The sequence below is a fragment of the Sphingomonas sp. SORGH_AS_0950 genome, from assembly GCF_030818415.1.
In the GTDB taxonomy this organism is placed as follows: domain Bacteria; phylum Pseudomonadota; class Alphaproteobacteria; order Sphingomonadales; family Sphingomonadaceae; genus Sphingomonas.
This window is the reverse complement of sequence record NZ_JAUTAE010000001.1, coordinates 988012-1012500: the sequence shown is the minus strand read 5'-3', so window position 1 is coordinate 1012500 and position 24489 is coordinate 988012. Positions and strand designations below refer to the sequence as shown.

The window sequence follows — 24489 nt, the reverse complement described above, 5'->3', positions numbered from 1 at the left end:
CGTTCAGCCTGAGCGAAGTCGAAGGCCAAGGGATTTGCTTTCGACCTACCGCCCCGACAGGGTAAAGCGGTCCACGTCCATCCACCCGCCCTTGGCCCCCGGATTGTAGCAGAACAGCGCGAATTGCTGCCCCTGGAAGGTGCCGGTCCGCCAGTCGAACGCCAGCGGGAAGTCCCCGCCCAGCCCCTGCCAATCGCGCCCGTCCAGACTATAGGCCAGGCTCGCCCGATCGCTGCGGAAATCCATGTCGGTGCGCAGGAACAGCCTTTGCCCCGCGACCGGCCGGGCGTCGACGCGGACATCGGTCTTTTGCGTCGTGCCCTTGTCGGCGGCGACATCCTCGATCACCCGCATGGTCAGGGTCAGCCGCCCATCGGCCCCGCGCCCGACCGCGATATGGCCGCTATATTTGCCGAAAGTGCCAAAGCCGCACTGGTCGCCCGCGACGATGTGTGAGGTGTCGATCGCCACGACCCCGCGTCCGAACGGCCCCTGCCCCTTTTGCAGCAGGGTGTTGCGCGCGCTCCAGAGCGCCGGGGCCTGGGTGGCGCGCAGCCGCAGGAAGCCGGGCCGTTCGGTCAGCGACCAGCGGTCGGGCAGGGGGTTGTGGTTCCACTGCCATTGCAGGCCGAGCGTGCGGTCCGCAAAATCGTCCGAGGCGGGGAGCTGGCGGATCGGCTGGCCCATGATCGGCTTGGTCGCGGTGGCGGGAACGCGGCCGGGCGCGTCGGGCGTGCCCCAGACGGGCCAGCCGTCGCGCCAGAAGACCGGGCTGATATTGGTCATCCGCCCGATTGCGCCCGCGTCGACCATGACGAAGCCATAGTCGCGACCATCGGGCAGGTCGACGATCGCACCCTGGTGGCCGCCGGTCTTGTCGTCGATCTGGTCGCGCGTTTCCCAGGGGCCGAACAGGCTTTTGGCGCGGGATACCGTCATGCCCAGCCGACGGGGTATCGCGTTGAACATATAGTAGAAATCGCCGCGCTTGACGATCTTCGACCCCTCGGCCCCCTTGTTGAAATAGACGACGCGCTTGTCGGTGACGCGGCGCAGGTCGCGGTCCAGGCTAAGGAGCGTGGTCGTGCCGTCCGACCCCACCGATGTCATGATATAGGCGCTGCCATCGGTGTCGAAGAACAGCCCCGGATCAAAGGCTTCCTCGCCGATCCGGTTCATCGCCCAGGGGCCGCGAATGTCGCGCGAACGATAAATGCGCGTCTTCTCGCCCACCGGCGTCACCGCGATGTAGAAGACGCCGTCGCGGTAGCGCAGGCTGGGCGCGAAAATGCCTTTGCGATAGGCGCCGCCATCCTTCAGCTCATAGGCGGGCAAGCCCTCCAGCCGGTCGATGACATGGCCGACGAAGCGCCAGTTCACCAGATCGCGCGAGGTCATGATCGTCAGGCCGGGGACGTTCGCGAAGGTGGTGGTGATGAAATAGAAATCGCGCCCGACCCGGATGATGTCGGGATCGGGATAATCGGCATAAAGCGGCGGGTTGGCATAGGTGCCGTCACCGCGATCCGATTGCCAGACCTGCCCGCCTGCCATGGCGGACACCCCCGCCAGTGTCGCGCCGAGCGCGAGCGAGAAAAGCCGCCGCGCCGTCATTGCGGGCTATACGCATAGGGGCCGATCACCGTGCCGACGAACCCGCCCGCTTTGGCGGTGCTGAGGAAGCGGACATCCAGGTCGGACTTGAGCGTCGCCGTCCGCCCGTCCGCCTGATAGTCGAAGCTCATCGTCCCGCCCCTGGCATGGATGGTCAGCGTGACCGGCCCCTTGGCGGCGAAGGGCGCGGAGGCGATCAGCGTTTCCGGCGCGGTCTCGTCGCGGGTGTTCCGGCCCTCCCGCGCATAGAGCGCGATCCGGGGCTGTACGTCGATCCGGGTCAGCCCGAAGAACAGATAGGCATAGTCGTTCTGGATCGCCGCCAGCCCGGCCCGCGCGCCGTTCGCGCTGGGGGTGAAGGTCAGCGTGGTCGAGACGTCCGCGATGACATGCTGCTGCCGCCGCCCGACAAAGGCGGGCACGCCGTTCCGATCGCCCAACGCCGCGCCGCCGTTCAGCGACAGGCGGCCATTCGCCACGCTGTAGAAGGGCGTTCGGGGCGTGCGGATGCCGATCCACTGCATCGCCAGACGCTGGCCTTCGAACTCGTCGGTATAGCCGAAGTCGCCGCTGGTCGGCAGCGTGGGTGCCGGGCTGGCGGGCAGCGGGGGCCGTTTTTGCGTCCAGGGCACCGTCTTGCCCTTGTCCAGGATGATCGGCCAGCCGTCGCGCCACGTCACCGGCAGGAGGAAGGTCTCGCGCCCGATATTGTAATAATCCTCGGCATAGGGGCGCGTCGCCAGGAAGGTCGCCCACCAGTCGCCATTCTGAGTCTGGATCAGCTCGGCATGGCCCGCCGCGCTGATCGGATGCGGGCGGGCGGGGTCGAGATCGCGCTGGGTCAGGATCGGATTGCCCGCGAACGGGACATAGGGGCCGCGCAATTGCTTCGAGCGGAGAACGACCTGCGAATGGTTGACGCTGGTCCCGCCCTCGGCGGCGGTCAGATAATACCAGCCGTCCTTTTTGAAGATATGCGGCCCCTCGATCCAGACGGGCTTCTTCGACAGGTCGACGCCGCCGTTGATCAGTTGCGTGCTCTCGCCGACCATTTTCCCTGCGCGCCAGTCATATTCCTGGATCCAGATGGCACGGTGGCCGTCATAGCGCGGCGGCTCGGCGGGGGCGCGATTGTTGACGATATAGGCGCGGTCGCCCTCCCAGTAGAGTGAGGGGTCGATCCCCTCGAAGGGCAGCCAGATCGGGTCGGACCAGGGCCCGGCGGGGTTCTTCGCGGTGATGACGAAATTGCCCCGACACTGGACGCAGGTGTTGACGATATAGAAGGTGCCGTCGTGATAGCTGATGTCGGGCGCGAACACCGCCTCCGATATGGCACGGCCCGAAAAGTCGAGCTGGCCCGGCCGGTCGATCGCATTGCCGATCTGGGTCCAGTGGACGAGGTCGGTCGAATGGAAGATCGGCAGTCCGGGGAAATGCGCGAAGGACGAATTGACGAGGTAATAGTCCTTGCCCACCCGCGTCACCGACGGATCGGGATAATAGCCCGCGACGATCGGGTTGAGATACTCGCCCGCCTTCGGCTTCACCTGTTCGAGCGAGCGGCCCTGATAGGTGAAGCGATCGAAGCTGGCGGTCTGCGCGGCGGCGCCACCGGCGGCGGCCAGCGCCAGGGCGAGCGCGGTCAGGCTGCGGCGGATCATGCGATTCCCTTTCGAACGGGGGCGGCGCGCAGCGCGTCGGCGATGGCGGCGCGCATCGGCTTGGGCTTCAGTTCATCGTCATAGGGCAGGGGCCGCTGGGGCAGGCCGTCGGCGCGCGGCGCGAAGCCGTTCAGCCAGCTATGCTTGTCCCACAATCCCCAGCACAGCAGCTGGTCGAGCTGCGGATAGGCCAGCATCTGGTCGAGATAGCTTTTGGCGACGGCGGCGGTCTGCGCATCGCGCCGGGCCACGTCGCGCGGCATTTCGCGGTCGTTGATGTCGAACTCGGTGATCAGCAGGCGATAGCCCATGGCGACGACTTCATCCAGGAACCGCTTCCATTCGGCGCGCTGGACGCGCGAATGGCTGCCGTCATTGCCGAGATGGCTCTGGATGCCGAGCGCGTCGACAGGGACATTCTCCTTGCGGAACCGCGCGAGCAGGCGGAGCACGCCGGCGCGGTGGGTCTCGTTGCCGACCTCCCAGGACATATAGTCGTTATAGACGCGCTGGGCATGGGGGGCATGCTCGCGCGCGGTTTCATAGGCGATCTTGAACACGTCGAAGCCCAGCGCCTTGTCGAACACCGTGCCGCGGACCTCGCCCGTCTTGGGATCGATCGTCTCGTTGATCACGTCCCAGGAATAGATGCGGTCGCCGAAATGCCCCGCGACCTTCGCGATATAGGCGCGCAGCCATTTCTCGGCCCCGGTCGCCTCGACCATCTGGGCAAGCGCGGGCGAGATATATTTGCCGTAATTCCACAGCAGCGTGTGGCCGCGCAGCTTCATGCGATGGTCCTGCGCGAACGTCGCGATCCGGTCGGCGGGACCGAAGTTCAGCGCCTGCGGATCGTTGCCGAGGACATAGACCTTCATCTCGTTCTCGGGCACGACGACCGCGCATTCGCGGGCCACCAGCGCGCCATAGCCGGGATCGGCCATCGGCGAGGATCGCCCCGCGCTGATCGCGGTGCCGAACAGGACGCCCTTTTGCGCGGCCAGGTCCTTCAACGGTTCGTCACCGGCTGCGTCGAGACGCGAAGGGAGCGCTCCCATAACCAGGCCGCCCGCGATACCGGCCAGCTGCTGACGACGGGTCAGCATCGGCCCCTTTCCATTGGGTTCCATCACCCTCTCCTTGGTCTTTGCGCGGGACAGTCGCATGGCCCAACCGATCCGGCAAGGCCATGATCGCCCCTGTCGAAATGGATCAGTCGATCAGCCGCGCCTCGCCCCAGACGACCGGCAGGGCCGCCCCGGGAGCGCTATCGGCGCGGGCGACCAGTTCGATCAGCGAGCGGCCCCGCACATCGGCCTCGATCGGGGCGGGGGCCTGGTTCAGCGCCATCGGCCGCGACCGGGCGAGCAGGCGTCCGTCGCCGTAAACCTCGAACACGACGCTTCGCCCGCGCGCGGTAGCGGAGTCGTCGATGCCCACCGTCGCGGCAAAGCGCGCCTGCCCGCGATTGCGCACCTCCAGCCGCGAATTGGCCAGTACGCCCAGCCCAGTGTCATACCCCTTGCCCGCCAGCCGCAGGGGGCGGCCAAAGGGGGTGCGGTCCGCCTGCGCGCCGCCCCAGCCCGCATATTGCGGATAGTCGCCCGGCCCCTTGCTGCCGCCCCAGGGGCTGAGCTCGTGATGGATGGTGGGATCGCCCTCGGGCGTGCGGATGCCGTCCTCGGCGGGGTTCACGTCGCCGGGGGCTTCGGAAAGGTAATGACCCTTCGCCAGCCGGTGCACGCCCGTGACGCGGTAGATCAGCGTCTGGTGCGGCGCGACGGTCAGCTTGGTCTCACCCGAAAAGCTGCTCTTCTGACCCGTCCACAAATCGGTCATCGCGACCGGGCGGTCGCCGCGCAGCTTCAGATGGTCGGCGGTCAGGACGGGCTGGACCGGGCTGGCGGTCCGGTTGAGGATCGCCACCGCCTTGTCGCCATTGGCCAGGCTCTTCACGAAGATCTGGACATCGTCGGACAGATAGGCGGGCACCGCCTGATGCCCGGCCGGGTCTTGGTTGAGCGCGATGATCGCCCGGTTGCCCAGCAGCGCGATCTGCTCGGCATTGGCCTTGCGCAGATCGAACCCGATCAGCAGCGGCGCATTCATCATCGCCCAGAGCGCGAAATGCGACCGCGCCTCGGTCATGTGGTTCGCATCGAAATCGCCCGATCCGACGAACAGCATGTCGGGGTCGTTCCAGCCATGCGGATGCGCATAGAGCGCGCGGCTGGCGCTGGTATCGAAATTGGTGAGCATCCGCGACCAGTGCGCGGTGATGTCGTCGCTGGTGCGCGAGACATTGCCGATCTGCTTGCCCCAGCTTCGGACGTCGGACGATCCCCACAGGCAGAGCGAGAAGATATAGTCGCCGTCCGGATTCTCGCGGCGCAGCGCGGCGGCGACTTGGTCATAGAGCGCCCGGACCGCCGGAATGTCGGTGCGCGCCAGCGAGTTCATGTCGATCAGCGGCGTCAGCTCGCGATAATCGCCCTTGCGCACATGCTCGGAATCCTTGCCCAGCCCGCGGATGCCGCAGCCGTCGACCTTGATGTAATCGAACCCCCATTCGCGGAAATACAGCGCGATGTCCTGGTCGATATGGCCGTACAGCCCGACCTCGCGCTCGGCCACCGTGCCCTCGGGCTGGTTGGCGAAGCTGGGCGTATAGACCTGACCGCAGCTGTTGCGGCCGATGTCGGAATAGATGCCCGCCTTGAACCCCATGGCATGCAGCCGGTCGGTCAGCGGGCGAAAGCTGGTCTGCTGGTCGGGGCCGGCGGCGGCGGAAGGAAATTTGTCCGCGCGGATGACCATGCGTCCATCGGGCTGGCGACGACGCAGCCACCAGCCGTCATCGATGTTGATATAGCGATAGCCCGCCTCCGCCAGCCCCTTTTCCCGGATCAGCCGGGCCGAGGCCATGACCTTCTCTTCGTCGACATCGCTGTTGAAGGCGTTCCAGCTGTTCCAGCCCATCGGCGGCAGCGCGGCCTGCCCGTCCTGATTGGCGCTCCAGCGGCCGGTCGGGGCGAGCGGATCGACCCCGGCCTGTGCGCTGGCCGGACCGCCGGATATCGCCAGCGCGATCAGGGCGACAGCATTCCCCAGCGCCGCTCTCATGACAGGCCGCATGGCCATCCTCCCCATATTCGATCTTGGCCTTATCTTGTCCGAGTAAATCGCCGCTGTCCACCGCCTTGCGATTGAAAAGGCGGGGAATTTGTGCCGCCGAAAGACGGTCAGGCCAGATCGCCGCCGTCAAGGCGCACGGGGCGGCCGGGGGTGAGCGTCACTGCGACCCGGCGCTCGCCCAGCCGCACGGTCCGCCTGCCCGCCAGATCGCCGGTCAGTGTCGCCGAAACCAGCCGCCCCTCGCGCCAGACCAGATCGACCCGCGTCCGACCGCGGGCGCGCAGCCCGGCGACCGATCCGCTGTGCCAGGCGCGGGGGAGGGCGGGGAGCAGCAGGATCTCGTCGTCGCGGCTCTGCATCAGCATCTCGACCAACGCCCGCGCGCCGCCGAAATTGCCGTCGATCTGAAAGGGCGGGTGCGAGTCGAACAGATTGGGATAGGTGCGCTGCGGCCCCAGCAGATAGGCGATGATCCGGTGCGCATGCTCGCCATCGTGCAGCCGCGCCCAGAGGTTCGCGCGCCAGGCGGTGGCCCAGCCGGTCGACTGGTCGCCGCGTATCTCCAGCGACCGGCGGGCCGCGCTGGCCAGCGCGGGCGTGCGGTCGGGGGTGATCTGGTCGCTGGGGAACAGGGCATAGAGGTGCGAGACGTGGCGGTGGTGCGGATCGGGGGCACGGCCGTCCCAATCCTCCTGCCATTCCTGCAACTGGCCATCGCCCCCGATCCGATCGGGGGCGAGGCGGGCGCGTGCCCCACGAACCTGCCGGGCGAAGGCGGCGTCGGTATCCAGGATCGCGGCGGCGCGGGCCACCTGATCGAACAGGTCGCGCAGGATCTGCTGGTCCATCGCTGGCCCCGCGCAGATCGAGACGCCGGGGGCATGTTCGTTCTCGGGCGATAGCGAAGGGCTGGTGACGAGCCGCCCGGTCCGGGCATCGGTCTGGAGCGTGTCGAGGAAGAACAGCGCCGCCCCGCGCATCAGCGGATAGACCGAGGCGAGGAAGGCCCGGTCACGGCCATAGTCATAATGCTCCCACAAATGGGTGCACAGCCAGGCGCCGCCGGTCGGCCACATGCCCCAGGGGGCGCCGTCGATCGGGGCGGTCGCGCGCCACAGATCGGTGTTGTGGTGACAGACCCAGCCGCGCGCCCCATACATATCGCGCGCGGTCCGCTCGCCCGTGACGGCCAGGTCACGGATCATGGCGACCAGCGGCGCGACGCATTCGCCCAGCCCCGTCGGCTGGGCGGGCCAGTAGTTCATCTCGGTATTGATGTTGACCGTGTATTTGGAACCCCAGGGCGGGTTCGTGCTCTCGTTCCACAGCCCTTGCAGATTGGCCGCCTGTCCGCCGGGGCGCGAACAGGCGATCAGCAGATAGCGGCCATAGTTGAAATACAGGGTCGCCAGCGCCGGGTCATCCACCGCGCGGTCGGCGCGGACCCGTTCGTCGGTCGGGCGCGAGCCTTGCGGACTGGTGCCAAGGTCGAGGCGGACGCGCGCATAGAGGCGGCGATGCTCGGCCACCGCGTCGGCGGCGATCCGATCGTCGGTGCGGGCGGCGGCCTTGCGGAGAGTGGCGGTGGTCAGCGCGACCGGATCGCCGCTATGGTCGTCGAACCGCCGATAGCTGGTGGCCATCGCGACCCGCAGCGTCACCGCGCGCGCGCCGCGCACCGCCAGCCGGTCGCCCGACACCGTGACCCGGCCGCCGACGGTCCGGGCCTGGAGCCGGGCGGCAAAGCGCAGCACCGCCTTCACCCCCGCATGATCGGCATTGCGTCCGGTCAGCGTCAGCCGCATGTCCGCCGCCTCGACCTTTGCGTCGGGTTGCGGCGAGGTCAGCGCGATGTCGAGGTCGAAGGGGCGATCCGCCTCGATCCGCACCATCAGCAGCTGATCGACCGGCGAGGCGAAGACGGTCCGCCGATGCTCCACCCCGCCGACCGAGAAGCGCGTCGTCGCGGTCGCGGCGTCGAGATCGAGTTGCCGCTGATAGCCGGTCGCATCGGCATCGCTCAGCCCCGGCCAGCTGAGGGTCAGGTCGCCCAGCGGCTGATAGGGCATCTGGGTGCGCGGAATGCCCAGCAGCGCCTTGTCGGCCAGGGCCTGCGCCTCCTTCCACTGCCCCGCCGCGATCAGGCGGCGGACCTGGGGCAGGGCGGTGCGGGCGGCGGGGTTCACCGGGTCATAGGGGCCGCCGCTCCACAGCGAATCCTCGTTCAGCTGCAATCGCTCGCGCGCCACGCCGCCAAAGACCATCGCCCCCAGCCGCCCGTTGCCGATTGGCAGCGCCTCGGTCCAGGCCTTGGCGGGCTGGCGATACCAGAGGGTGTGAGTCGGGTCGGGCGCGGCCGCCGGACGGGCACCGACCGGCCCCGCCAGCGAGCCCGAAACCGCGCCGGCGGTCAGCCCGTGCAGGACCCCGCGCCGCGACGGGCGCATCACCGGCCGCCCTTGGCCGTCAACATTTCTCCGAAAAAGGGCAGCACCTTGTCCTGGAAACGAACGCCGATCCGGTTGACGTGATCGCCCTCGTAAATCTCGAACCGATGCGCGATGCCATAGCGGTCGAGCGTGTCGTGCAGCGCCTGCGCATCCGCCTTCAACCCGTCCTCAGAGCCCACGTCCAGCGCGATCGCGCGGTAGCTGCGCAACGGCGTGATATATTGGTCGACAAAGGCCAGCGGCGTGTTGGCGAGCCACTTGGCCATCACGTCGTCGCGCACCTTGCCGTCCTTGACCGGCAGGTCGAGATAGAGCGGCGGGTTCTTGGGATCGGGCGACCAGGCGGCCGAGGCGGCGAGCATCGCGCGCTGACCCCAATTCAGCTTTTCCGATTCCTTCGGAGAGGCCAGGCCGGTCAGCAGCTTCTCGTCGGTCCCCTCGGGCCGCGCCATCATGCGCGGCGACAGGCAGCAGGGGCTCATCATATAGATGGCGCCGTACATGTCGGCATGCTTCATCCCGATCCGCGACGTGCCGTATCCGCCCATCGAATGACCGACCAGGCCACGGGCTTCGCGGCGGGCGATGGTGCGATAGCGCGCGTCGATCGCGGCGATCAGGTCGTGGCTGACGAAACGCTCGAAGTCGCCCACCGTCTGCGACGAGGAGTACATCGACCCGTTGTGCATCGTCCGGCTGTCGGGAAAGACCAGGATCATCGGCGGCACGCCGCGCGCGAACGCGCCCTCGATCGAGGAGGGGACATGGATCTCCTTCGTCCACTGGTCCGCGCCGATCGAATAGCCGTGCAGCGCATACACCACCGGATAGCGGCGCGCCTTGTCCCTGGCATAGTCGGGCGGCAGCACCACGATGACGTCGCGGTCGGGGCTGTTGCCCTCCAGATTGCCTTCGATCGCGGGCGAATGGACCTTGATCCGCTCGATCGTCACGGGCTTCGCGCCCGGCACCACGGCGGGGGCCTGGGTGGCCATCTGGGCGGGCGCGGCGTGGAGCGGAAGCAACGCCAGTCCGGCGGCGATCAGCCAGCGCGGCTGCGAAAGGCGAAGGGCCATGCGGTCATCCTCTGTCCTGGAGATTGCGCCGACATGGGCGTGTCGGTCTGTTCATTCGTCGTATCGGGTATCGTTACCAACTATGCGGGGCGGGGTGTTGTCAAGCGGGGTGGAGCGGGTTGCCTGGTCCCGAATGCCAGACCGCCCGAGCGGAGCCGGCGGCCACGTCGGGTCGCCACCGGAAAACGATGAACCGACCTTGCATCCTTCCGCTTGATAGCGCTATCGTTACTCGAAAGCTCCGAAGATGGAGCGAAAGGGAGAGGTAAGCGATGAAGCGCTTGATGCTGGCCAGCGTGGCCGTGCTGGGTCTTTGCACGACGGCCTGCGGAACGTCGACCGACGCCGGGAACACGGCGCAGGAAACCGCCGCGACGTCCAACGACACCAACCCGACCGCCCCCGACGGTCGCCATTATCTGTCACAGCCGCTGGTCCGCGACATCTTCACCGCCGATCCGTCCGCCCATGTCTGGGGCGACGGCAAGATGTATATCTATCCCAGCCACGACATCCCCACCGAGACCAAGGACGACGATCTCGGCAACCAGTACGCGATGCGCGACTATCGCGTGCTGCGCATGGACGAGCCGGGCGGCCCCGTCACCGTCGGCCCCGTCGCGCTCGACGTGAAGGACGTGCCCTGGGCCTCGCAGCAGATGTGGGCGCCCGATGCCGCCTATAAGGACGGCACCTATTATCTCTATTTCCCGGCGCGCGATAAGACCAAGGACAAGAACGGCCTGGGCGCGTTCCGCATCGGCGTCGCCACCTCGAAGAACCCGATGGGCCCCTTCAAGGCCGAGCCCGAGGCGATCCCCGGCAGCTTCTCGATGGACCCCGCCGTCTTCCAGGATACGAACGGCACGGCGTACATGTATTTCGGCGGCATCTGGGGCGGGCAGCTCCAGCGCTGGAAGGACGGCAAGTACGATCCGAACGGCAGCGACACCGACCTGAAGCAGGACGACCAGCCCGCCATCTCGGGCAAGATCGCCAAGCTGAACCCCGACATGAAGACCTTTGCGGAGACCCCGCGCGACGTCGTCATCCTCGACGAACAGGGCAAGCCGGTGCTGGGCGGCGACCATGACCGCCGCTTCTTCGAGGCGTCCTGGGTATTCAAGCGCGACGGCAAATATTATTACACCTATTCGACCGGCGACACGCATTTCCTGAACTATGCGATCGGGACCAGCCCCTATGGCCCCTTCACCTATAAGGGCCATATCCTGAGCCCGGTGCAGGGCTGGACCACCCATCATTCGATCGTCGAGTGGAAGGGCAAGTGGTGGCTGTTCTACGCCGACACCCAGCTGTCGGGGAAGAACCACCTGCGCAACGTCAAGATGACCGAGTTGAGGTTCAACCCGGACGGCACGATCCCGACCATCGATCCGTTCGTGAAGTAAGGACCGGGCCATGTTTCTGGGCATCGATATCGGTACGTCGGGCGTGAAGGCCGTCGTGCTGGACGAACATGGCGCGGTGGTGGGGCAGGGGACCGCCGCGCTGACCGTGCAGCGGCCTCACCCGCTCTGGTCCGAACAGGACCCGGAGGCCTGGTGGCAGGCGACGACGGCGGCGGTCCGCGCGATCGACCCGGCGGTGCGCCGATCGGTGCGCGGCATCGGTCTGGCCGGGCAGATGCACGGCGCGACGTTGCTGGGCGCAGACGATCAGGTCCTGCGTCCGGGCATCCTGTGGAATGACGGGCGCAGCCATGCCGAATGCGCGGAGCTGGAGGCGAAGGCGCCCGAACTCCACCGGGTCGCGGGCAATCTGGCGATGCCGGGCTTCACCGCGCCCAAGCTGCTCTGGGTCGCGCATCACGAGCCGGAAACGTTCGCGAAGATCCGGACCGTCCTGCTGCCCAAGGATTATGTCCGGCTGCGGATGACCGGCGAGAAGGCGTCCGACGTGTCGGATGCGGCGGGCACGCTGTGGCTGGACGTTGCCGCGCGCGAATGGAGCGACGACATCCTTGCCGCGACCGGGCTGACCCGCGAGCAGATGCCGCAGGCGGTCGAGGGGACGGCGCAGACCGGCCGCCTGCGCGCCGAGGTGGCGGAGGCCTGGGGGCTGGACCGGGTGCCGGTCGCGGGCGGCGGTGGCGACAATGCCGCCGGAGCGGTCGGCGTCGGCGTGGTCAAGGACGGCGATGCGCTGCTGTCGCTGGGCACGTCAGGGGTGATCTTCGCCGCGACGAAGGACTTCCGCCCCAATCCGGCCGGTGCCGTCCATGCCTTTTGCCATTGTCTGCCGGACCTCTGGCACCAGATGTCGGTGCACCTGTCGGCGGCGGCCTGTATTGACTGGGTCGCGCGGCTGACCGGCGCGGCGGGGGCGGCCGAGCTGTTCGCCCGCGCCGAAAGCGTCGGCCCGGCGAGCGGCCCGGAAATCTTCCTGCCCTATCTGTCGGGCGAGCGGACGCCGCATAACGATGCCGAGGTGCGCGGCGCGTTCCTGGGCCTCGACCACGACACCACGCCGGAGCGGCTGGCGCAGGCGGTGCTGGAGGGCGTGGCCTTTGCGCTGGCCGACGGCCTGTCGGTGCTGTGCGACGCCGGGACCGAACTGACGCAGCTTTCCGTCATCGGCGGCGGCGCGCGCTCGTCCTATTGGGGCCAGACGCTGGCCGCTGCGCTGAACGTCGAGCTCGTCTATCTGAAGGGCGGCGAGGTCGGTCCGGCGCTGGGCGCGGCGCGGCTCGCCCAGCTGGCGGTCGATGGCGGCTCGCCGGAGGAGGTCTGCGCGCCCCCGCCCGTCAGCCACAGCATCGCGCCCGACGCGGCGCTCGCCGAGCGTTTCGCCCCCAAGATCGCGCGTTTCCGCGACAGCTATTCCCGTATCACCCCGAGGAGCTTCTAAATGGCTACCGATTTCTTCGCCGACATCCCCACGATCCGTTACGAAGGCCCGGACAGCGACAATGAGCTGGCCTATCGCTTCTACGACAAGAACCGCGTCGTGCTGGGCAAGACGATGGAGGAGCATCTGCGCTTCGCCGCCTGCTTCTGGCACACCTTCTGCTGGCCGGGTTCGGACGTGTTCGGCGGCGGCACCTTCAACCGCCCCTGGCATGCGGGCGCGAACGACAGCGCGGCGGCCGCGCAGAAGCGCGAAGTGGCGTTCGACTTCTTCTCGAAGCTGGACGTGCCCTATTACTGTTTCCACGATGTCGACGTGATGGCCGATGCGCAGGGCGTCGCCGAGCATCGCCGCTATTTCGCCGAGGCGGTGGATCATCTCGAACAGCTCCAGGCCTCGTCGGGCCGCAAGCTCCTCTGGGGCACCGCCAATCTGTTCAGCCATCCGCGCTTCGCCGCCGGTGGCGCGACCAATCCCGATCCGGAAGTCTATGCGTTCGGCGCGATGCAGGTCCGCGACGCGCTGGAGGCCACGCACCGGCTGGGCGGCGCCAACTATGTGCTGTGGGGCGGTCGCGAAGGCTATGAAACGCTGCACAACACCGACATGAAGCGCGAGCTGGACAATCTGGGCCGATTCCTGAGCCTGGTGGTCGAGCACAAGCACAAGATCGGCTTCAACGGCACCATCCTGATCGAGCCGAAGCCGCACGAGCCGACCAAGCACCAGTACGACTTCGACACCGCGACCGTGTACGGCTTCTTGAAGGCCTATGGCCTGGAAAACCAAGTGAAGGTCAATATCGAGGCGAACCACGCCACGCTGGCGGGCCATACCTTCGAGCATGAGATCGCGACGGCGGGCGCGCTGGGCATCTTCGGTTCGATCGACGCCAATCGCGGCGACCACCAGAATGGCTGGGATACCGACCAATTCCCCAACTCGGTCGAGGAGCTGACGCTGGCGATGATCGAGATCATCCGGGCGGGCGGCTTCACCACCGGCGGCTTCAACTTCGACGCCAAGGTGCGCCGCCAGTCGATGGACGCGGTCGACCTGTTCCATGGCCATGTCGGCGGCATCGACGTGGTGGCCAAGGGCCTGCTCAACGCCGCCGCGCTGATCGAGGACGGCCGCCTGGATGCGATCAAGGCCGAGCGCTATGCGGGCTGGACCGGCGAGTTCGGCCAGCAGGTCGGCAGCCTCGACCTGGCCGGGATCGCCGATCTCGCCGAGCAGAAGGCGATCGATCCCAAGCCCCGTTCGGGCCGTCAGGAGCGGATCGAGAATATCGTCAACCGCTTCGTCCATTCGGGCAAGTAAGCGACGGGCCGGGTGATCCGGCCCGCTTCCTGAAAAAGGGGCGCATCCGGTGGTTCGGGTGCGCCCCTTTTTGCTGGCCGGGTGGCGTGGCCTTCGACTTCGCTCAGGCTGAACGGAGGTTGGGGATGGGACCTGCTACAACACCCCGTTCAGCCTGGGCGAAGTCGAAGGCCAAGGGCCTCCCGCCGCCCCAAGCGAACGGCGGGAGCCGCTGGATCAAACCACCCCGTTCGCGACCATGTCGCGCAGCGCGTCGTGGAAGCGTGCGATCGCGGCGGTGCTGAACCCGGCGATGTTGATCCGCCCCGATCCGGCCATGTAGATGCCGTGCCGCTCGCGCAGCCAGGCGACCTGGCTGGGGGAGAGGGGCAGGGTGGCGAACATGCCCTTGCCATGGGCGACCGCCGCCAGATCGATCGCGCCGATCCGCCCGCCCGCCGCCAGGGCGGCGCGCAGGCTGGCCAGCCGCTGGCGCATCGTCTCCAGCTCGTCGCGCCATTCGCGGGTCAGGGCGGCGTCCTCCAGGATGATGCGGACGATCGCCGCACCGTGATCGGGCGGCATCGACCAGTTGGCGCGCGCCAGCGCCAGCAGGTTGGACAGCACGACCGCACCCGTATCGGCATCGGGCGACAGCGCGAACAGCGCGCCGGTCCGCTCGCGATACAGCCCGAAATTCTTGTCGCAGGAATAGGCGAGCAACGCTTCCGGCACCGCCGACAGGATCGTGCGCGCGCCCGCCGCGTCGACATCGAACCCGTCGCCCAGCCCCTGATAGGCGAGATCGACCACCGGCAGCAGCGCGTGGTCGGCGACATGCTGCGCGATCGCGGCCCAGCCCTGCCCATCGGGATCGATCCCGATCGGATTGTGGCAACAGCCGTGCAGCAGCACCGCATCGCCCTGCGCCGCCCCGCCCAGACCGGCGAGGAAGCCGTCCAGGTCGAAATGCTGGCTGGTCAGGTCGTAGCAGGGGATCAGGGCGGGCTCGACCCCCGCCTGCTTGAACAGCGGGGCATGGTTGGCCCAGCTCGGGCTGCCGATCCAGATGCGCGGCACGCCCGCGCGCGCCAGCAGCTCGGCGGCGAGGCGCAGCGCCCCGGTGCCGCCCGGCGTCTGCAACCCGACCCGGCGGTCGGCGGGCACGACCTGACCCAGCACCAGCTCGCCCAGCGCCCGGACGAAGCCGACATCGCCCTCCGGCCCCAGATAGGATTTGGTCGACTGTTCGGACAGCAGCCGCGCCTCCGCCGCCTTGACCGCGGTCATCACCGGAGTCCGCCCCGCCTCGTCGCGGAAGACGCCGACGCCCAGGTCGATCTTGTCGCTGCGGGGATCGGCGGCGTGCTGGCCGATGATCCGCAACAAGGGATCGTCGGGCTGGCGGGTCAGTTGGGCGAAACGCATCGATGGAACCTCTTGAGGAAAAGGCGCGCACCATAGGGCCGTCGCGCCGAAAGGGAATGTGCCATGACCCAAATCGCGCCGTCCCGGCCGTGCGGTCGCGACCGCCGCGCCGCCCTGCGCCGATCCCGCGCCAACACCATGCCAAATGGGCGGCATGCAAGCTCGGCTCGCCCTGTTTTTCGCGCTAACGCACGAAATAATCTGGATATTGATTTGAATTATGGAGCCCGGCGGATTGTTGTTCGTACACAATGTGAACGGAAATCGCCGCTGCGGCATCCGACACGGTGTGCAAGTTCGGGAGGGCGCACCGACGACGGATGACATGGTCGGTGCGATCGCCGCGTTGGATCCGACACGATCTTTTCCCCGGTGACGTGGTTCGCGTCATCGCCCTCGCCGCATGGCCGATGGTCGGCGGCCCGAAGAGGATAGCCTGCGATGAAGATCTGCCGTTCCTATGATCGATATGGGGTGCCGGGCGACGACGCATCGCGAGACCGGATGCCCGCCTCGGCCCGTTCGCCATGGGGAAATATCCCATGAGCCTGAGTCTCAGCCGACCGCTCGGCAGTTCGCCGCCCGCGCTCCAGCGTCTGTCGCGGCTGGCGACGCTCGACCAGGCCGCCGTCGCCGCGCTGATGGAGGCGATGGGCCGTTCGACCGTCTTCCGGCCGCGCCGCGAATTGCTGGTCGAGGGGCGCGACATCGTGACGCCGCACCTGATCCTGTCCGGCTGGGCCGCGCGGGTGCGCATCCTGCTCGACGGGCGGCGGCAGTTCCTCAACTTCGTCCTGCCGGGCGATGTGGTCGGCCTCTATCATCACGCCCGTGCGGTCGCGCCGACCACGGTCATCTCGCTGACCGAGGTGACGAGCTGCGTGCCGCCCGACTGGGGCGTCTCGCCCGCGCTGGACCAGGCCTATGCGGTGGGACATGCGCTCGACGAGGCGTATCTGCTGGCGCAGATCGCGCGGCTGGGGCGGATGAACGCGATGGAGCGGATCGGCGACCTGATGCTGGAGCTGCACGAACGGCTGGCGCTGAGCGACCTGAGCCATGGCCGCAGCTTCGAGCTGCCGATCACGCAGGAAACCCTGGCCGATGCGCTGGGGCTGACCGCGGTGCACGTCAACCGGATGCTCCAGGCGGCCCGGCGCGCGGGCGACCTGATCTGGTCGTCGCGGTCGATGACCATCCCCGATCCCCGTCAGCTGGCGCGCAAGGTCGGGCGGGCACAGATCCGGGTCATGGCCGACTGAGCCGCCCACCATCGGTCGCGGAAACGCATCAATCACCCACATGGGTGATTGATGCTTATCAAGATACTGTAAAACCGATATAAATCACGGAACAAGCCGCCTCACCCGACGCTGTCCGGGCTCGGAACGAGGAGAGGCTTATGCCGGATAGCGCCGACAGACCCTATGACGACGCGCCGCTTTCGACGGCGAAGGACACGGACGCCGCGGTCTGGATCGCGACCCATGAGGCGATCGCGGATCGCGGCGACAGCCTGACTGCGTGCGCGACCACGATCAACCGCCCGGCGGGCGAGCTGTTCGCCTGGTGGCGCGACTTTCCCAATCTGGCGAGCGTGATGGAGAATGTCGAACGGATCGACAGGATCGATGCCACGCGCTCGCACTGGGTGGTCAAGGCGCCCGGCGGGACGACCGTCGAATGGGATGCGATCGTGACCGAGGAAGAGGAGGGCCGGCTGATCGCCTGGGCCTCCGCCGAGGGGGCCGATATCGCCAATTCGGGACGCATCACCTTCCGCGACGCGGGCGCGCGCGGCACCGTCGTGACCGCGACGATCCTCTATGACCCGCCCGCCGGGGTGATCGGCAAGCTGGTCGCCAAGCTGTTCCAGCGCGAACCCAATATCCAGCTCCGCCGCGACCTCGCGCGCTTCAAGCAGCTGATGGAAACCGGCGAGGTCGCGACCAACGCGATGAACCCCAAGCAGTTCGAGGAGCAGGGTGCATGAAGGCGCTGACCTGGCACGGCAAGCATGACGTCCGCATCGACAATGTCGACGACCCCGGCATCGTCAACCCGCGCGACGCGATCATCAGGGTGACGGCGACCGCCATCTGCGGATCGGACCTGCACCTCTATGACGGCTATATCCCGACCATGAAGTCGGGCGACATATTGGGCCATGAGTTCATGGGCGAGGTGGTCGAGACCGGCTCCGCCTCGACGCTGAAAAAGGGGCAGAAGGTGGTGGTGCCGTTCACCATCGCCTGTGGCGCCTGCTATCATTGCGGCAAGCATCAATATTCGGGGTGCGAGAACGGGCTGCCCGCCGACAATCAGGACATTGCCCGCGAAATCTATGGCCATCCGATGGCCGGGCTGTTCGGCTATAGCCACATGACCGGCGGCTATGCGGGCGGGCAGGCGGAATATGTCCGCGTGCCGTTCAGCGATACCGGCCCCATCGTCATCCCCGACGGGGTGGACGATGAGAAGGTGCTGTTCCTGTCGGACATCCTGCCCACCGGCTGGATGGCCGCCGAGAACGCCCAGATCGAGCCGGGCGACACGGTCGCGGTCTGGGGCTGCGGCCCGGTCGGCCTCTTCGCGGTCCAGTCGGCGTTCCTGATGGGCGCGGAGCGGGTCATCGCGATCGACCATTTCCCGCACCGGCTGGAACTCGCCCGCCAGTTCGGCGCCGAGACGATCAATTTCGAGGAAAGCGCGACCTATGACGCGCTGATGGTGATGACCGGCGGCATCGGCCCCGATGCGGTGATCGACTCGGTCGGGCTGGAGGCGCACGGCCTGTTCGTCGACAATGCCATCGACCAGATCAAGGCATCGACCTTCCTGGGCACCGACCGCATCCACGCCATCCGCCAGGCGATCCTGGCGGTGCGCAAGGGCGGCCGGGTGTCGATGCCTGCCGTCTATGGCGGCTTTGTCGACAAATTCCCGCTGGGTGCCGTGATGCAGAAGGGACTGACGCTCAAGACCGGGCAGACGCATGTCCAGCATTACCTGCCCGGCCTGCTCGACGCGATCATGGAGGGGAAGATCGATACGACCTTCCTGATCTCGCACCGGCTTCCGCTGGAACAGGCGCCCGAGGGGTATCGCATGTTCCACGACAAGCAGAACGAAGTGACCAAGATCGTGCTGAAGCCCGGTCAATAAGGAGGTCCGACATGGCAGAGACATTCGCAATCGTGACCGGCGCCTCTTCGGGCATCGGCTATCATCTGGCGGCATGCGCGGCGCGCGACGCCTATGACCTGCTGATCGTCGCGGACGAACCGGCGATCCACACCGCCGCCGCCGATCTGGCCGCACTCGGCACCAAGGTACAGGCGGTGGAGGCCGACCTGTCCACGCTGGAGGGCGTCGACACGCTGCTGGCGGCGGCGGACGGGCGGCGGATCGACGTGCTGTGCGCCAATGCGGGCAACAGCAAGGGGGGCGCGTTCCTCGACCAGCCGGTGGAGGACTGGCGGCGATCGATCGACACCAACGTCACCGGCACCGTCCATCTGCTCCAGCGGGTGCTGACCGGCATGGTCCGGCATGGCGAGGGCAAGGTGCTGGTCACCGGGTCGATCGTCGGCTTCATCCCCGGCCCGTTCAACGCGATCTACAATGCGACCAAGGCGTTCATCGACAATTTCACCGAGGCGCTGCGCAACGAACTGAAGGAGCAGAAGGGCGTCACGCTGACCACGCTGATGCCCGGACCGACCGACACCAAATTCTTCGCGCGGGCCGACATGCTCGACACCCGCGTCGGGGCCATGGACAAGGATGATCCCGCCCAGGTTGCGCGCACCGGCTGGGATGCGATGAAGGCGGGCCGGGGGCACATCACCGCCGGGCTGCTGAACAAGGCGCAGGTCGCCGCCGCAGGCGTCGTCCCGCAATCGGTGCTGGCCGAAGCCCATCGCAAGATCGCCGAGCCCGGCTCGGCCGACCGCTGACCATCACGAAGGAGACGGACCATGGGCCTATTCAGCAAGGACATCGCGACGCTGGACGATCTGTTCGTTCACCAGTTGCAGGATATCTACTATGCCGAGCATCAGATCACGAAGGCGCTGCCCAAGATGATCGAGAAGGCGACCGACCCGCAGCTGAAGGCGGGCTTCGAGCAGCATCTGCGCGAGACCGAGGGGCAGATCCGGCGGCTGGAACAGGTGTTCGAGATGCACGGGACGACCGCCAAGGCGGTGACCTGCCCGGCGATCGACGGCATCATCAAGGAGGCCAATGAGGTCGCGGGCGAGGTCGCCGACAAGCAGGTGCTGGACGCGGCCCTGATCGCGGCGGCGCAGGCGGTCGAGCATTACGAGATCGCCCGTTACGGCACGTTGGTCGCCTGGGCGCGGCAGCTGGGGCGCAGCGACTGCGCGGCGATCCTGGACGAGACGCTGGCCGAGGAAAAGGCGACCGACGAGAAGCTGACCGGCCTGGCCGAAGGCGGTGCGAACGCGGCGGCGGAAGCGGCTCAGCTCGCCTGACATTTGGGGTATCGCCGCCGGCTCCTCGCGATCCGGCGGCGGTCCCGCCTCAATGGGCGAAATGCGTGACGCCCAGCATCAGGGCCATGCCCGCCAGCGTCGCCATGCTGGTCCAGAGCCGGGGATCGAGCGCCCGGCTGCGCGGCACCAGCTCGCACGCGCCGATATACAGGAAGGCCCCGGCGAACAGCGCCATCAGCGGCGCGAGCATCCCGCTCGGGATCGCGATGGCCAGCCCCAGCACCACGCCCAGCATCGGTGCCAGCCCGTTGACCAGCAACCAGCGCCGCGCCGCCGCTTCGGAGCGGGCGGCGAGGCTCAGGCTGACGGTGTTCACGCCGTCCGCCACGTCATGGGTCAGCACGGCCAGCGCGATCATCCATCCCGCCGCCGTATCGATCTGAAACGCCAGCCCGATGCCCAGCCCGTCCATCAGGCTGTGCAGGCAGAGCATGGCGGGGCCCAGATGCCCGCGCCAGGATTCGGCGGCGCGCGGGATGCCCGCCAATAGCCGGTCGAGCAGCATATAGCCCCCCAGCCCGGCGGCCGAGAACAGCATCAGCCCGCGCACCGGCCATCGCCCCTCGGCGAGCCCCAGCGCCTCGGGAATCAGGTCGAACAGCGCGACGCCCAGCACGATCCCGGCGGTCACGCCCAGGACCAGCCCGATCCGATGCTGGAGACGCAACGCCAGCAATCCGCCCGCCAGCGTCGCCCCCATCGCCGCAAGACCGAAGGCCAGGGGAATGAACGTCATCGGGCGGACCGCGAAACGGAGGGGGCAAGGGGGGCAGGCGGCATATATTCCCCATGGACCAGCCGATGTGACGTTACAAGGTTACCTGTAACAGTCGCGGTCGCCTGCCGGGACGGGATGGGTGGGTCCGGTCGCGCGCTATCCGCGCGCTATTCGCGCGCGATCGCGTCCAGCACCTGCGCGGCGACCTCGCGCCGACAGATCAGCAGATCGGGCAGCAGGGGATTCGCGCAATTATAGACGAGCGGACTGCCATCGATGCGCGAGGCATGCAGCCCGGCGGCCAGGGCAACGGCGGCGGGGGCGCAATTGTCCCATTCATATTGGCCGCCGTCATGCAGATAGACGTCCGCGCGCCCCTCGACCACCGCCATCGCCTTGGCCCCCGCCGACCCCATCGGGATCAGCGTCGCACCCAGCCGGTCGCCGACGCAGCGCGCGATGTCGGGCGCGCGGCTGCGGCTGACGACGACGCGCAGGCCCGCCGGGCAGGGGGGATGGACCGGGGGAAGGTCGTCGGTCGCGAACACCTGCCCCCGCGCCGGGACGGCCACCGCGCCGAGCGCCGGGCGACCGTCGATGGCGAGGCCGATATGCACCGCCCATTCGTCCGACCCCTCGGCATATTCGCGCGTGCCGTCGAGCGGGTCGACGATCCACACCCGGCTGGCCGCGCATCGCGCACGGTCGTCGAGCGACTCTTCGGACAGGATGAAGTCGTCGGGCCGTGCGGCGCGCAGCCGGTCTAGGATCAGCGTGTTGGCGTCACGATCCCCCCTGGCACCCAGCGCCGCGCCTTCCAGCCCGCCACTAACCTGCAAGTCGCGGAGCAGCGCCCCCGCCTCGACGGCGATGGCCCGTGCGAGTTCGGCATCGGTCACAGGTCGTAGCTCCAGACGCCCAGCACATGCTCCACGATCCGCGAGGCGGCCTGTTCCGCCGTCTCCTTCGTCGTGTCGACGCGGATCTCCGGCCGTTCGGGCGCTTCATAGGGGCTGGAGATGCCGGTGAACTCGGCGATCTCGCCCGCGCGCGCCTTGGCATAAAGGCCCTTCACGTCGCGCTCCTCGGCGACGGCCAGCGGCGTGTCGACGAAGATCTCGACAAACTCTCCTTCGGGCAACAGCGCGCGGACCATGTCGCGCTCGGCCTTGAAGGGCGAGATGAAGGCGGTCAGCACGATCAGGCCCGCATCGGCCATCAGCCTGGCGACCTCGCCCACGCGGCGGATATTCTCGACCCGCCCGGCTTCGGAGAAGTCCAGGTCGCGGTTCAGTCCGTGGCGGATATTGTCGCCGTCCAGCAGGAAGCTGTGGCGGCCCATGGCGTGCAGCTTCTGCTCGACCAGATTGGCGATGGTCGACTTGCCCGACCCCGACAGGCCGGTGAACCACAGCACGCGCGGCGACTGTCCCTTTTGCCGGGCATGCGCCTCGCGGGTGATGACGGTCGACTGCCAGTGGACGTTCTGCGCGCGGCGCAGCGCATGGTCGATCATCCCCGCCGCGACCGTCGCATTGGTCGCGCGGTCGATCAGGATGAAACCGCCCAGCGCGCTGCCCTTTTGATAGGGCTCGAACACGATCGGGCGGTCGGCATAGACTTCCGCCAGGCCGATATCGTTGAGCGCCAGCGTATCGGCGGGGCGTTCCTCCTGGCTGTTTACGTCCACCACATGACGCGGCGGCTGGACGGTCGCGCCGACCAGCTGCGTGCCGAGCTTGAGCGAATAGCTGCGCCCCGGCACCAGCGGCGCATCGGCCATCCAGACGATGGTGGCGACGAACTGGTCGGCGATCTCGGGCGGGTCCTCGGCCGCCGCGATCACGTCGCCGCGCGAGCAGTCGACTTCCTCGGCCAGCACCAGGGTCACGGCCTCGCCCGCGATCGCCTGATCCCGGTCGCCGTCATAAGTGACGATCCGCGCGATGCTGGTCGTCCGGCCCGACGGCGCGATGCGCACCCGGTCGCCGACCGACACCCGGCCGCTGGCGATCAGCCCGGCAAAGCCGCGAAAGTCGAGATCGGGCCGGTTGACCCACTGCACCGGCATCCGGAACGACGCCGCGACCGCGCGGTCGCCGTCGATCGCCACCGTCTCCAGATGCGGCAGCAGCGCCGGACCGTCATACCAGGGCATGTCGGGCGAAAGCGTGGTGACGTTCGCGCCGGTCAGTCCCGACAGCGGGATGGCGGTGAAGCGCTCGATCCCGATGCCGCGCGCGAAGGCGGCATAATCGGCGACGATGGCGTCGAAGACCGACTGGTCGTTGCCGACCAGATCCATCTTGTTGACTGCCAGCACGATCTCCTTGATGCCGACCAGATGCGCCAGATAGCTGTGCCGCCGCGTCTGGGTCAGCACGCCTTTGCGCGCGTCGATCAGGATCACCGCCAGGTCGGCGGTCGACGCGCCGGTCACCATGTTGCGGGTATATTGCTCGTGACCGGGCGTGTCGGCGACGATGAACTTGCGCTTCTCCGTCGCGAAGAAGCGATAGGCGACGTCGATGGTGATGCCCTGCTCGCGCTCGGCGGCGAGGCCGTCGACCAGCAGTGCGAAGTCGATATTGGCCCCTTGCGTGCCGACCCGGCGGCTGTCCGCCTCCAGCTGGCTCAGCTGATCCTCGAAGATGGTCTTGGAATCATAGAGCAGCCGACCGATCAGCGTCGACTTGCCGTCATCGACCGAGCCGCAGGTGATGAAGCGCAGCATCGACTTGGCGGCATGGGTGGCGAGATAGGCGTCGATATCGGCGGCGATCAGCGCATCGGGTTGATAGGCGGTCATCTCAGAAATACCCCTCGCGCTTCTTCTTCTCCATGCTGGCGGCCTGATCATGGTCGATCGCGCGCCCCTGACGCTCCGAGGTGGTGGTCAGCAGCATTTCCTGGATGACCTCGGACAGCGTCGCCGCCTCGCTCTCGACCGCGCCGGTCAGCGGATAGCAGCCCAGCGTGCGGAAGCGGATCGAGCGTTCGACCGGCACCTCGCCGGGCCGCAGGCGGAAACGGTCGTCATCGACCATCAGCAGCATCCCGTCGCGCTCCACCGTCGGGCGGAGGGCGGCGAAATAGAGTGGCACGATCTCGATGCCTTCCTGAAGGATATACTGCCAGATATCGAGTTCGGTCCAGTTGGACAGCGGGAAGACGCGGATGCTCTCCCCCTTGTGGATGCGGCTGTTATAGAGATTCCACAGCTCGGGCCGCTGCGCCTTGGGGTCCCAGCCATGCGCGGCCGAGCGGAAGGAGAAGACGCGCTCCTTGGCGCGGCTCTTTTCCTCGTCGCGCCGCGCGCCGCCGAACGCCGCGTCATAGCCGCCCGCGGTCAGCGCCTGCTTCAACCCCTCGGTCTTCCACATGTCGGTGTGGCGGCTGCCATGGTCGAAGGGGTTGATCCCCAGCGCCTCGGCCTCCGGATTGCGGTGGACGATCAGCTCCATACCCGCCGCCTCGGCGGCACGGTTGCGCAGTTCGTACATCGCCTGGAACTTCCAGGTCGTGTCGACATGGAGCAGCGGGAAGGGCGGGCGCGCCGGGAAGAACGCCTTCTTGGCCAGATGGAGCATCACGGCCGAATCCTTGCCGACCGAATAGAGCATCACCGGCCTTTCGGTCTCGGCAACGACTTCGCGCAGGATGTGGATGCTCTCGGCTTCGAGGCGCTGAAGGTGGGTTAGGCCAATCATC

At 67.6% G+C, this 24489-nt stretch carries 19 protein-coding genes; 8 read left to right on the top strand and 11 right to left on the bottom strand.

What is annotated here, in order from left to right; translation table 11 throughout:
• Window positions 1-45: 45 nt before the first annotated feature.
• The 6 genes from QE385_RS04200 to QE385_RS04175 all read right to left on the bottom strand — a co-directional run bounded on the left by QE385_RS04200 (window position 46) and on the right by QE385_RS04175 (window position 9939).
• The gene (locus QE385_RS04200) at window positions 46-1614 is read right to left on the bottom strand and encodes a glycoside hydrolase 43 family protein (protein WP_307099388.1); all 1569 of its coding nucleotides are present in this window, start codon (window positions 1612-1614) and stop codon (window positions 46-48) included.
• Window positions 1611-3278 (bottom strand): glycoside hydrolase family 43 protein, encoded by a 1668-nt coding sequence (locus QE385_RS04195; RefSeq protein ID WP_307099387.1) that lies wholly within the window; start codon window positions 3276-3278, stop codon window positions 1611-1613. The genes QE385_RS04200 and QE385_RS04195 overlap by 4 nt, the downstream gene beginning before the upstream one ends.
• Window positions 3275-4408: an endo-1,4-beta-xylanase gene (locus tag QE385_RS04190; RefSeq protein WP_307099385.1), complete on the bottom strand. Its 1134-nt coding sequence runs from the start codon at window positions 4406-4408 to the stop codon at window positions 3275-3277. Before QE385_RS04190 ends, QE385_RS04195 begins: the two co-directional genes overlap by 4 nt.
• 82 nt (window positions 4409-4490) lie before the next feature.
• Window positions 4491-6401, bottom strand: coding sequence for an NPCBM/NEW2 domain-containing protein (locus QE385_RS04185; protein ID WP_307099383.1), 1911 nt, complete (start codon window positions 6399-6401; stop codon window positions 4491-4493).
• 119 nt (window positions 6402-6520) lie between these two features.
• The gene (locus QE385_RS04180) at window positions 6521-8860 is read right to left on the bottom strand and encodes a glycoside hydrolase family 95 protein (RefSeq protein ID WP_307104541.1); all 2340 of its coding nucleotides are present in this window, start codon (window positions 8858-8860) and stop codon (window positions 6521-6523) included.
• Window positions 8860-9939 (bottom strand): alpha/beta hydrolase family protein, encoded by a 1080-nt coding sequence (locus tag QE385_RS04175; protein WP_307099381.1) that lies wholly within the window; start codon window positions 9937-9939, stop codon window positions 8860-8862. Before QE385_RS04175 ends, QE385_RS04180 begins: the two co-directional genes overlap by 1 nt.
• Window positions 9940-10211: 272 nt before the next feature.
• On the opposite strand from QE385_RS04175, the gene QE385_RS04170 reads away from it, so the two are divergent.
• From QE385_RS04170 to xylA, 3 genes are read left to right on the top strand one after another with little or no spacing between them, the layout of a single operon-like run.
• Window positions 10212-11351 (top strand): glycoside hydrolase family 43 protein, encoded by a 1140-nt coding sequence (locus QE385_RS04170; protein ID WP_307099379.1) that lies wholly within the window; start codon window positions 10212-10214, stop codon window positions 11349-11351.
• A gap of 10 nt (window positions 11352-11361) precedes the next feature.
• Complete coding sequence (xylB, locus tag QE385_RS04165) at window positions 11362-12810, top strand: xylulokinase (protein ID WP_307099377.1); 1449 nt, start codon at window positions 11362-11364, stop codon at window positions 12808-12810.
• Entirely contained in the window at window positions 12811-14133 is a 1323-nt protein-coding gene (gene xylA / locus QE385_RS04160; RefSeq protein ID WP_307099375.1) for a xylose isomerase, read from the top strand. It abuts the gene before it with no gap.
• A 216-nt stretch (window positions 14134-14349) separates the two neighbouring features.
• Here the strand turns inward: xylA and QE385_RS04155 are convergent, their stop codons facing one another.
• A complete protein-coding gene (locus QE385_RS04155; RefSeq protein WP_307099373.1) occupies window positions 14350-15540 on the bottom strand; it encodes an aromatic amino acid transaminase in 1191 nt (396 codons plus the stop codon).
• A gap of 542 nt (window positions 15541-16082) precedes the next feature.
• Here QE385_RS04155 and QE385_RS04150 point away from each other — a divergent pair.
• The 5 genes from QE385_RS04150 (at window position 16083) to QE385_RS04130 (ending at window position 20039) form a co-directional block, all read left to right on the top strand.
• A complete protein-coding gene (locus QE385_RS04150; RefSeq protein WP_307099371.1) occupies window positions 16083-16802 on the top strand; it encodes a Crp/Fnr family transcriptional regulator in 720 nt (239 codons plus the stop codon).
• A gap of 140 nt (window positions 16803-16942) precedes the next feature.
• Window positions 16943-17533, top strand: a complete 591-nt coding sequence (locus QE385_RS04145; protein ID WP_307099369.1) for an SRPBCC family protein — start codon at window positions 16943-16945, stop codon at window positions 17531-17533.
• On the top strand, window positions 17530-18705 hold the full coding sequence (locus QE385_RS04140) for a zinc-dependent alcohol dehydrogenase (protein ID WP_307099367.1): 1176 nt from the start codon (window positions 17530-17532) through the stop codon (window positions 18703-18705). Before QE385_RS04145 ends, QE385_RS04140 begins: the two co-directional genes overlap by 4 nt.
• An 11-nt stretch (window positions 18706-18716) precedes the next feature.
• Complete coding sequence (locus tag QE385_RS04135) at window positions 18717-19499, top strand: SDR family oxidoreductase (protein ID WP_307099365.1); 783 nt, start codon at window positions 18717-18719, stop codon at window positions 19497-19499.
• Between the two features lie 21 nt (window positions 19500-19520).
• Window positions 19521-20039, top strand: coding sequence for a ferritin-like domain-containing protein (locus tag QE385_RS04130; RefSeq protein WP_307099362.1), 519 nt, complete (start codon window positions 19521-19523; stop codon window positions 20037-20039).
• Window positions 20040-20088: 49 nt separating this feature from the next.
• Here QE385_RS04130 and QE385_RS04125 read toward each other — a convergent pair whose 3' ends face one another.
• The 4 genes from QE385_RS04125 to cysD all read right to left on the bottom strand — a co-directional run bounded on the left by QE385_RS04125 (window position 20089) and on the right by cysD (window position 24488).
• Window positions 20089-20796, bottom strand: coding sequence for a ZIP family metal transporter (locus QE385_RS04125; protein WP_307099360.1), 708 nt, complete (start codon window positions 20794-20796; stop codon window positions 20089-20091).
• Window positions 20797-20945: 149 nt separating this feature from the next.
• Window positions 20946-21677 carry a 3'(2'),5'-bisphosphate nucleotidase CysQ gene (locus QE385_RS04120; protein ID WP_307099358.1) on the bottom strand — a complete coding sequence of 244 codons (732 nt, stop codon included), beginning with the start codon at window positions 21675-21677 and terminating at the stop codon, window positions 20946-20948.
• Entirely contained in the window at window positions 21674-23587 is a 1914-nt protein-coding gene (gene cysN / locus QE385_RS04115; RefSeq protein WP_307099356.1) for a sulfate adenylyltransferase subunit CysN, read from the bottom strand. Before cysN ends, QE385_RS04120 begins: the two co-directional genes overlap by 4 nt.
• 1 nt (window position 23588) lies before the next feature.
• The gene (cysD, locus tag QE385_RS04110) at window positions 23589-24488 is read right to left on the bottom strand and encodes a sulfate adenylyltransferase subunit CysD (RefSeq protein WP_307099354.1); all 900 of its coding nucleotides are present in this window, start codon (window positions 24486-24488) and stop codon (window positions 23589-23591) included.
• Between the last annotated feature and the right edge of the window lies 1 nt (window position 24489).

Excerpts from the sequence above, each read along its gene's own strand:
- QE385_RS04200 (WP_307099388.1), bottom strand. The coding sequence starts at position 1,614 with ATGACGGCGCGGCGGCTTTTCTCGCTCGCGCTCGGCGCGACACTGGCG.
- QE385_RS04195 (WP_307099387.1), bottom strand. The coding sequence starts at position 3,278 with ATGATCCGCCGCAGCCTGACCGCGCTCGCCCTGGCGCTGGCCGCCGCC.
- QE385_RS04190 (WP_307099385.1), bottom strand. The coding sequence starts at position 4,408 with ATGGAACCCAATGGAAAGGGGCCGATGCTGACCCGTCGTCAGCAGCTG.
- QE385_RS04185 (WP_307099383.1), bottom strand. The coding sequence starts at position 6,401 with ATGAGAGCGGCGCTGGGGAATGCTGTCGCCCTGATCGCGCTGGCGATA.
- QE385_RS04180 (WP_307104541.1), bottom strand. The coding sequence starts at position 8,860 with ATGCGCCCGTCGCGGCGCGGGGTCCTGCACGGGCTGACCGCCGGCGCG.
- QE385_RS04175 (WP_307099381.1), bottom strand. The coding sequence starts at position 9,939 with ATGGCCCTTCGCCTTTCGCAGCCGCGCTGGCTGATCGCCGCCGGACTG.
- QE385_RS04170 (WP_307099379.1), top strand. The coding sequence starts at position 10,212 with ATGAAGCGCTTGATGCTGGCCAGCGTGGCCGTGCTGGGTCTTTGCACG.
- xylB (WP_307099377.1), top strand. The coding sequence starts at position 11,362 with ATGTTTCTGGGCATCGATATCGGTACGTCGGGCGTGAAGGCCGTCGTG.
- xylA (WP_307099375.1), top strand. The coding sequence starts at position 12,811 with ATGGCTACCGATTTCTTCGCCGACATCCCCACGATCCGTTACGAAGGC.
- QE385_RS04155 (WP_307099373.1), bottom strand. The coding sequence starts at position 15,540 with ATGCGTTTCGCCCAACTGACCCGCCAGCCCGACGATCCCTTGTTGCGG.
- QE385_RS04150 (WP_307099371.1), top strand. The coding sequence starts at position 16,083 with ATGAGCCTGAGTCTCAGCCGACCGCTCGGCAGTTCGCCGCCCGCGCTC.
- QE385_RS04145 (WP_307099369.1), top strand. The coding sequence starts at position 16,943 with ATGCCGGATAGCGCCGACAGACCCTATGACGACGCGCCGCTTTCGACG.
- QE385_RS04140 (WP_307099367.1), top strand. The coding sequence starts at position 17,530 with ATGAAGGCGCTGACCTGGCACGGCAAGCATGACGTCCGCATCGACAAT.
- QE385_RS04135 (WP_307099365.1), top strand. The coding sequence starts at position 18,717 with ATGGCAGAGACATTCGCAATCGTGACCGGCGCCTCTTCGGGCATCGGC.
- QE385_RS04130 (WP_307099362.1), top strand. The coding sequence starts at position 19,521 with ATGGGCCTATTCAGCAAGGACATCGCGACGCTGGACGATCTGTTCGTT.
- QE385_RS04125 (WP_307099360.1), bottom strand. The coding sequence starts at position 20,796 with ATGACGTTCATTCCCCTGGCCTTCGGTCTTGCGGCGATGGGGGCGACG.
- cysN (WP_307099356.1), bottom strand. The coding sequence starts at position 23,587 with ATGACCGCCTATCAACCCGATGCGCTGATCGCCGCCGATATCGACGCC.
- cysD (WP_307099354.1), bottom strand. The coding sequence starts at position 24,488 with ATGATTGGCCTAACCCACCTTCAGCGCCTCGAAGCCGAGAGCATCCAC.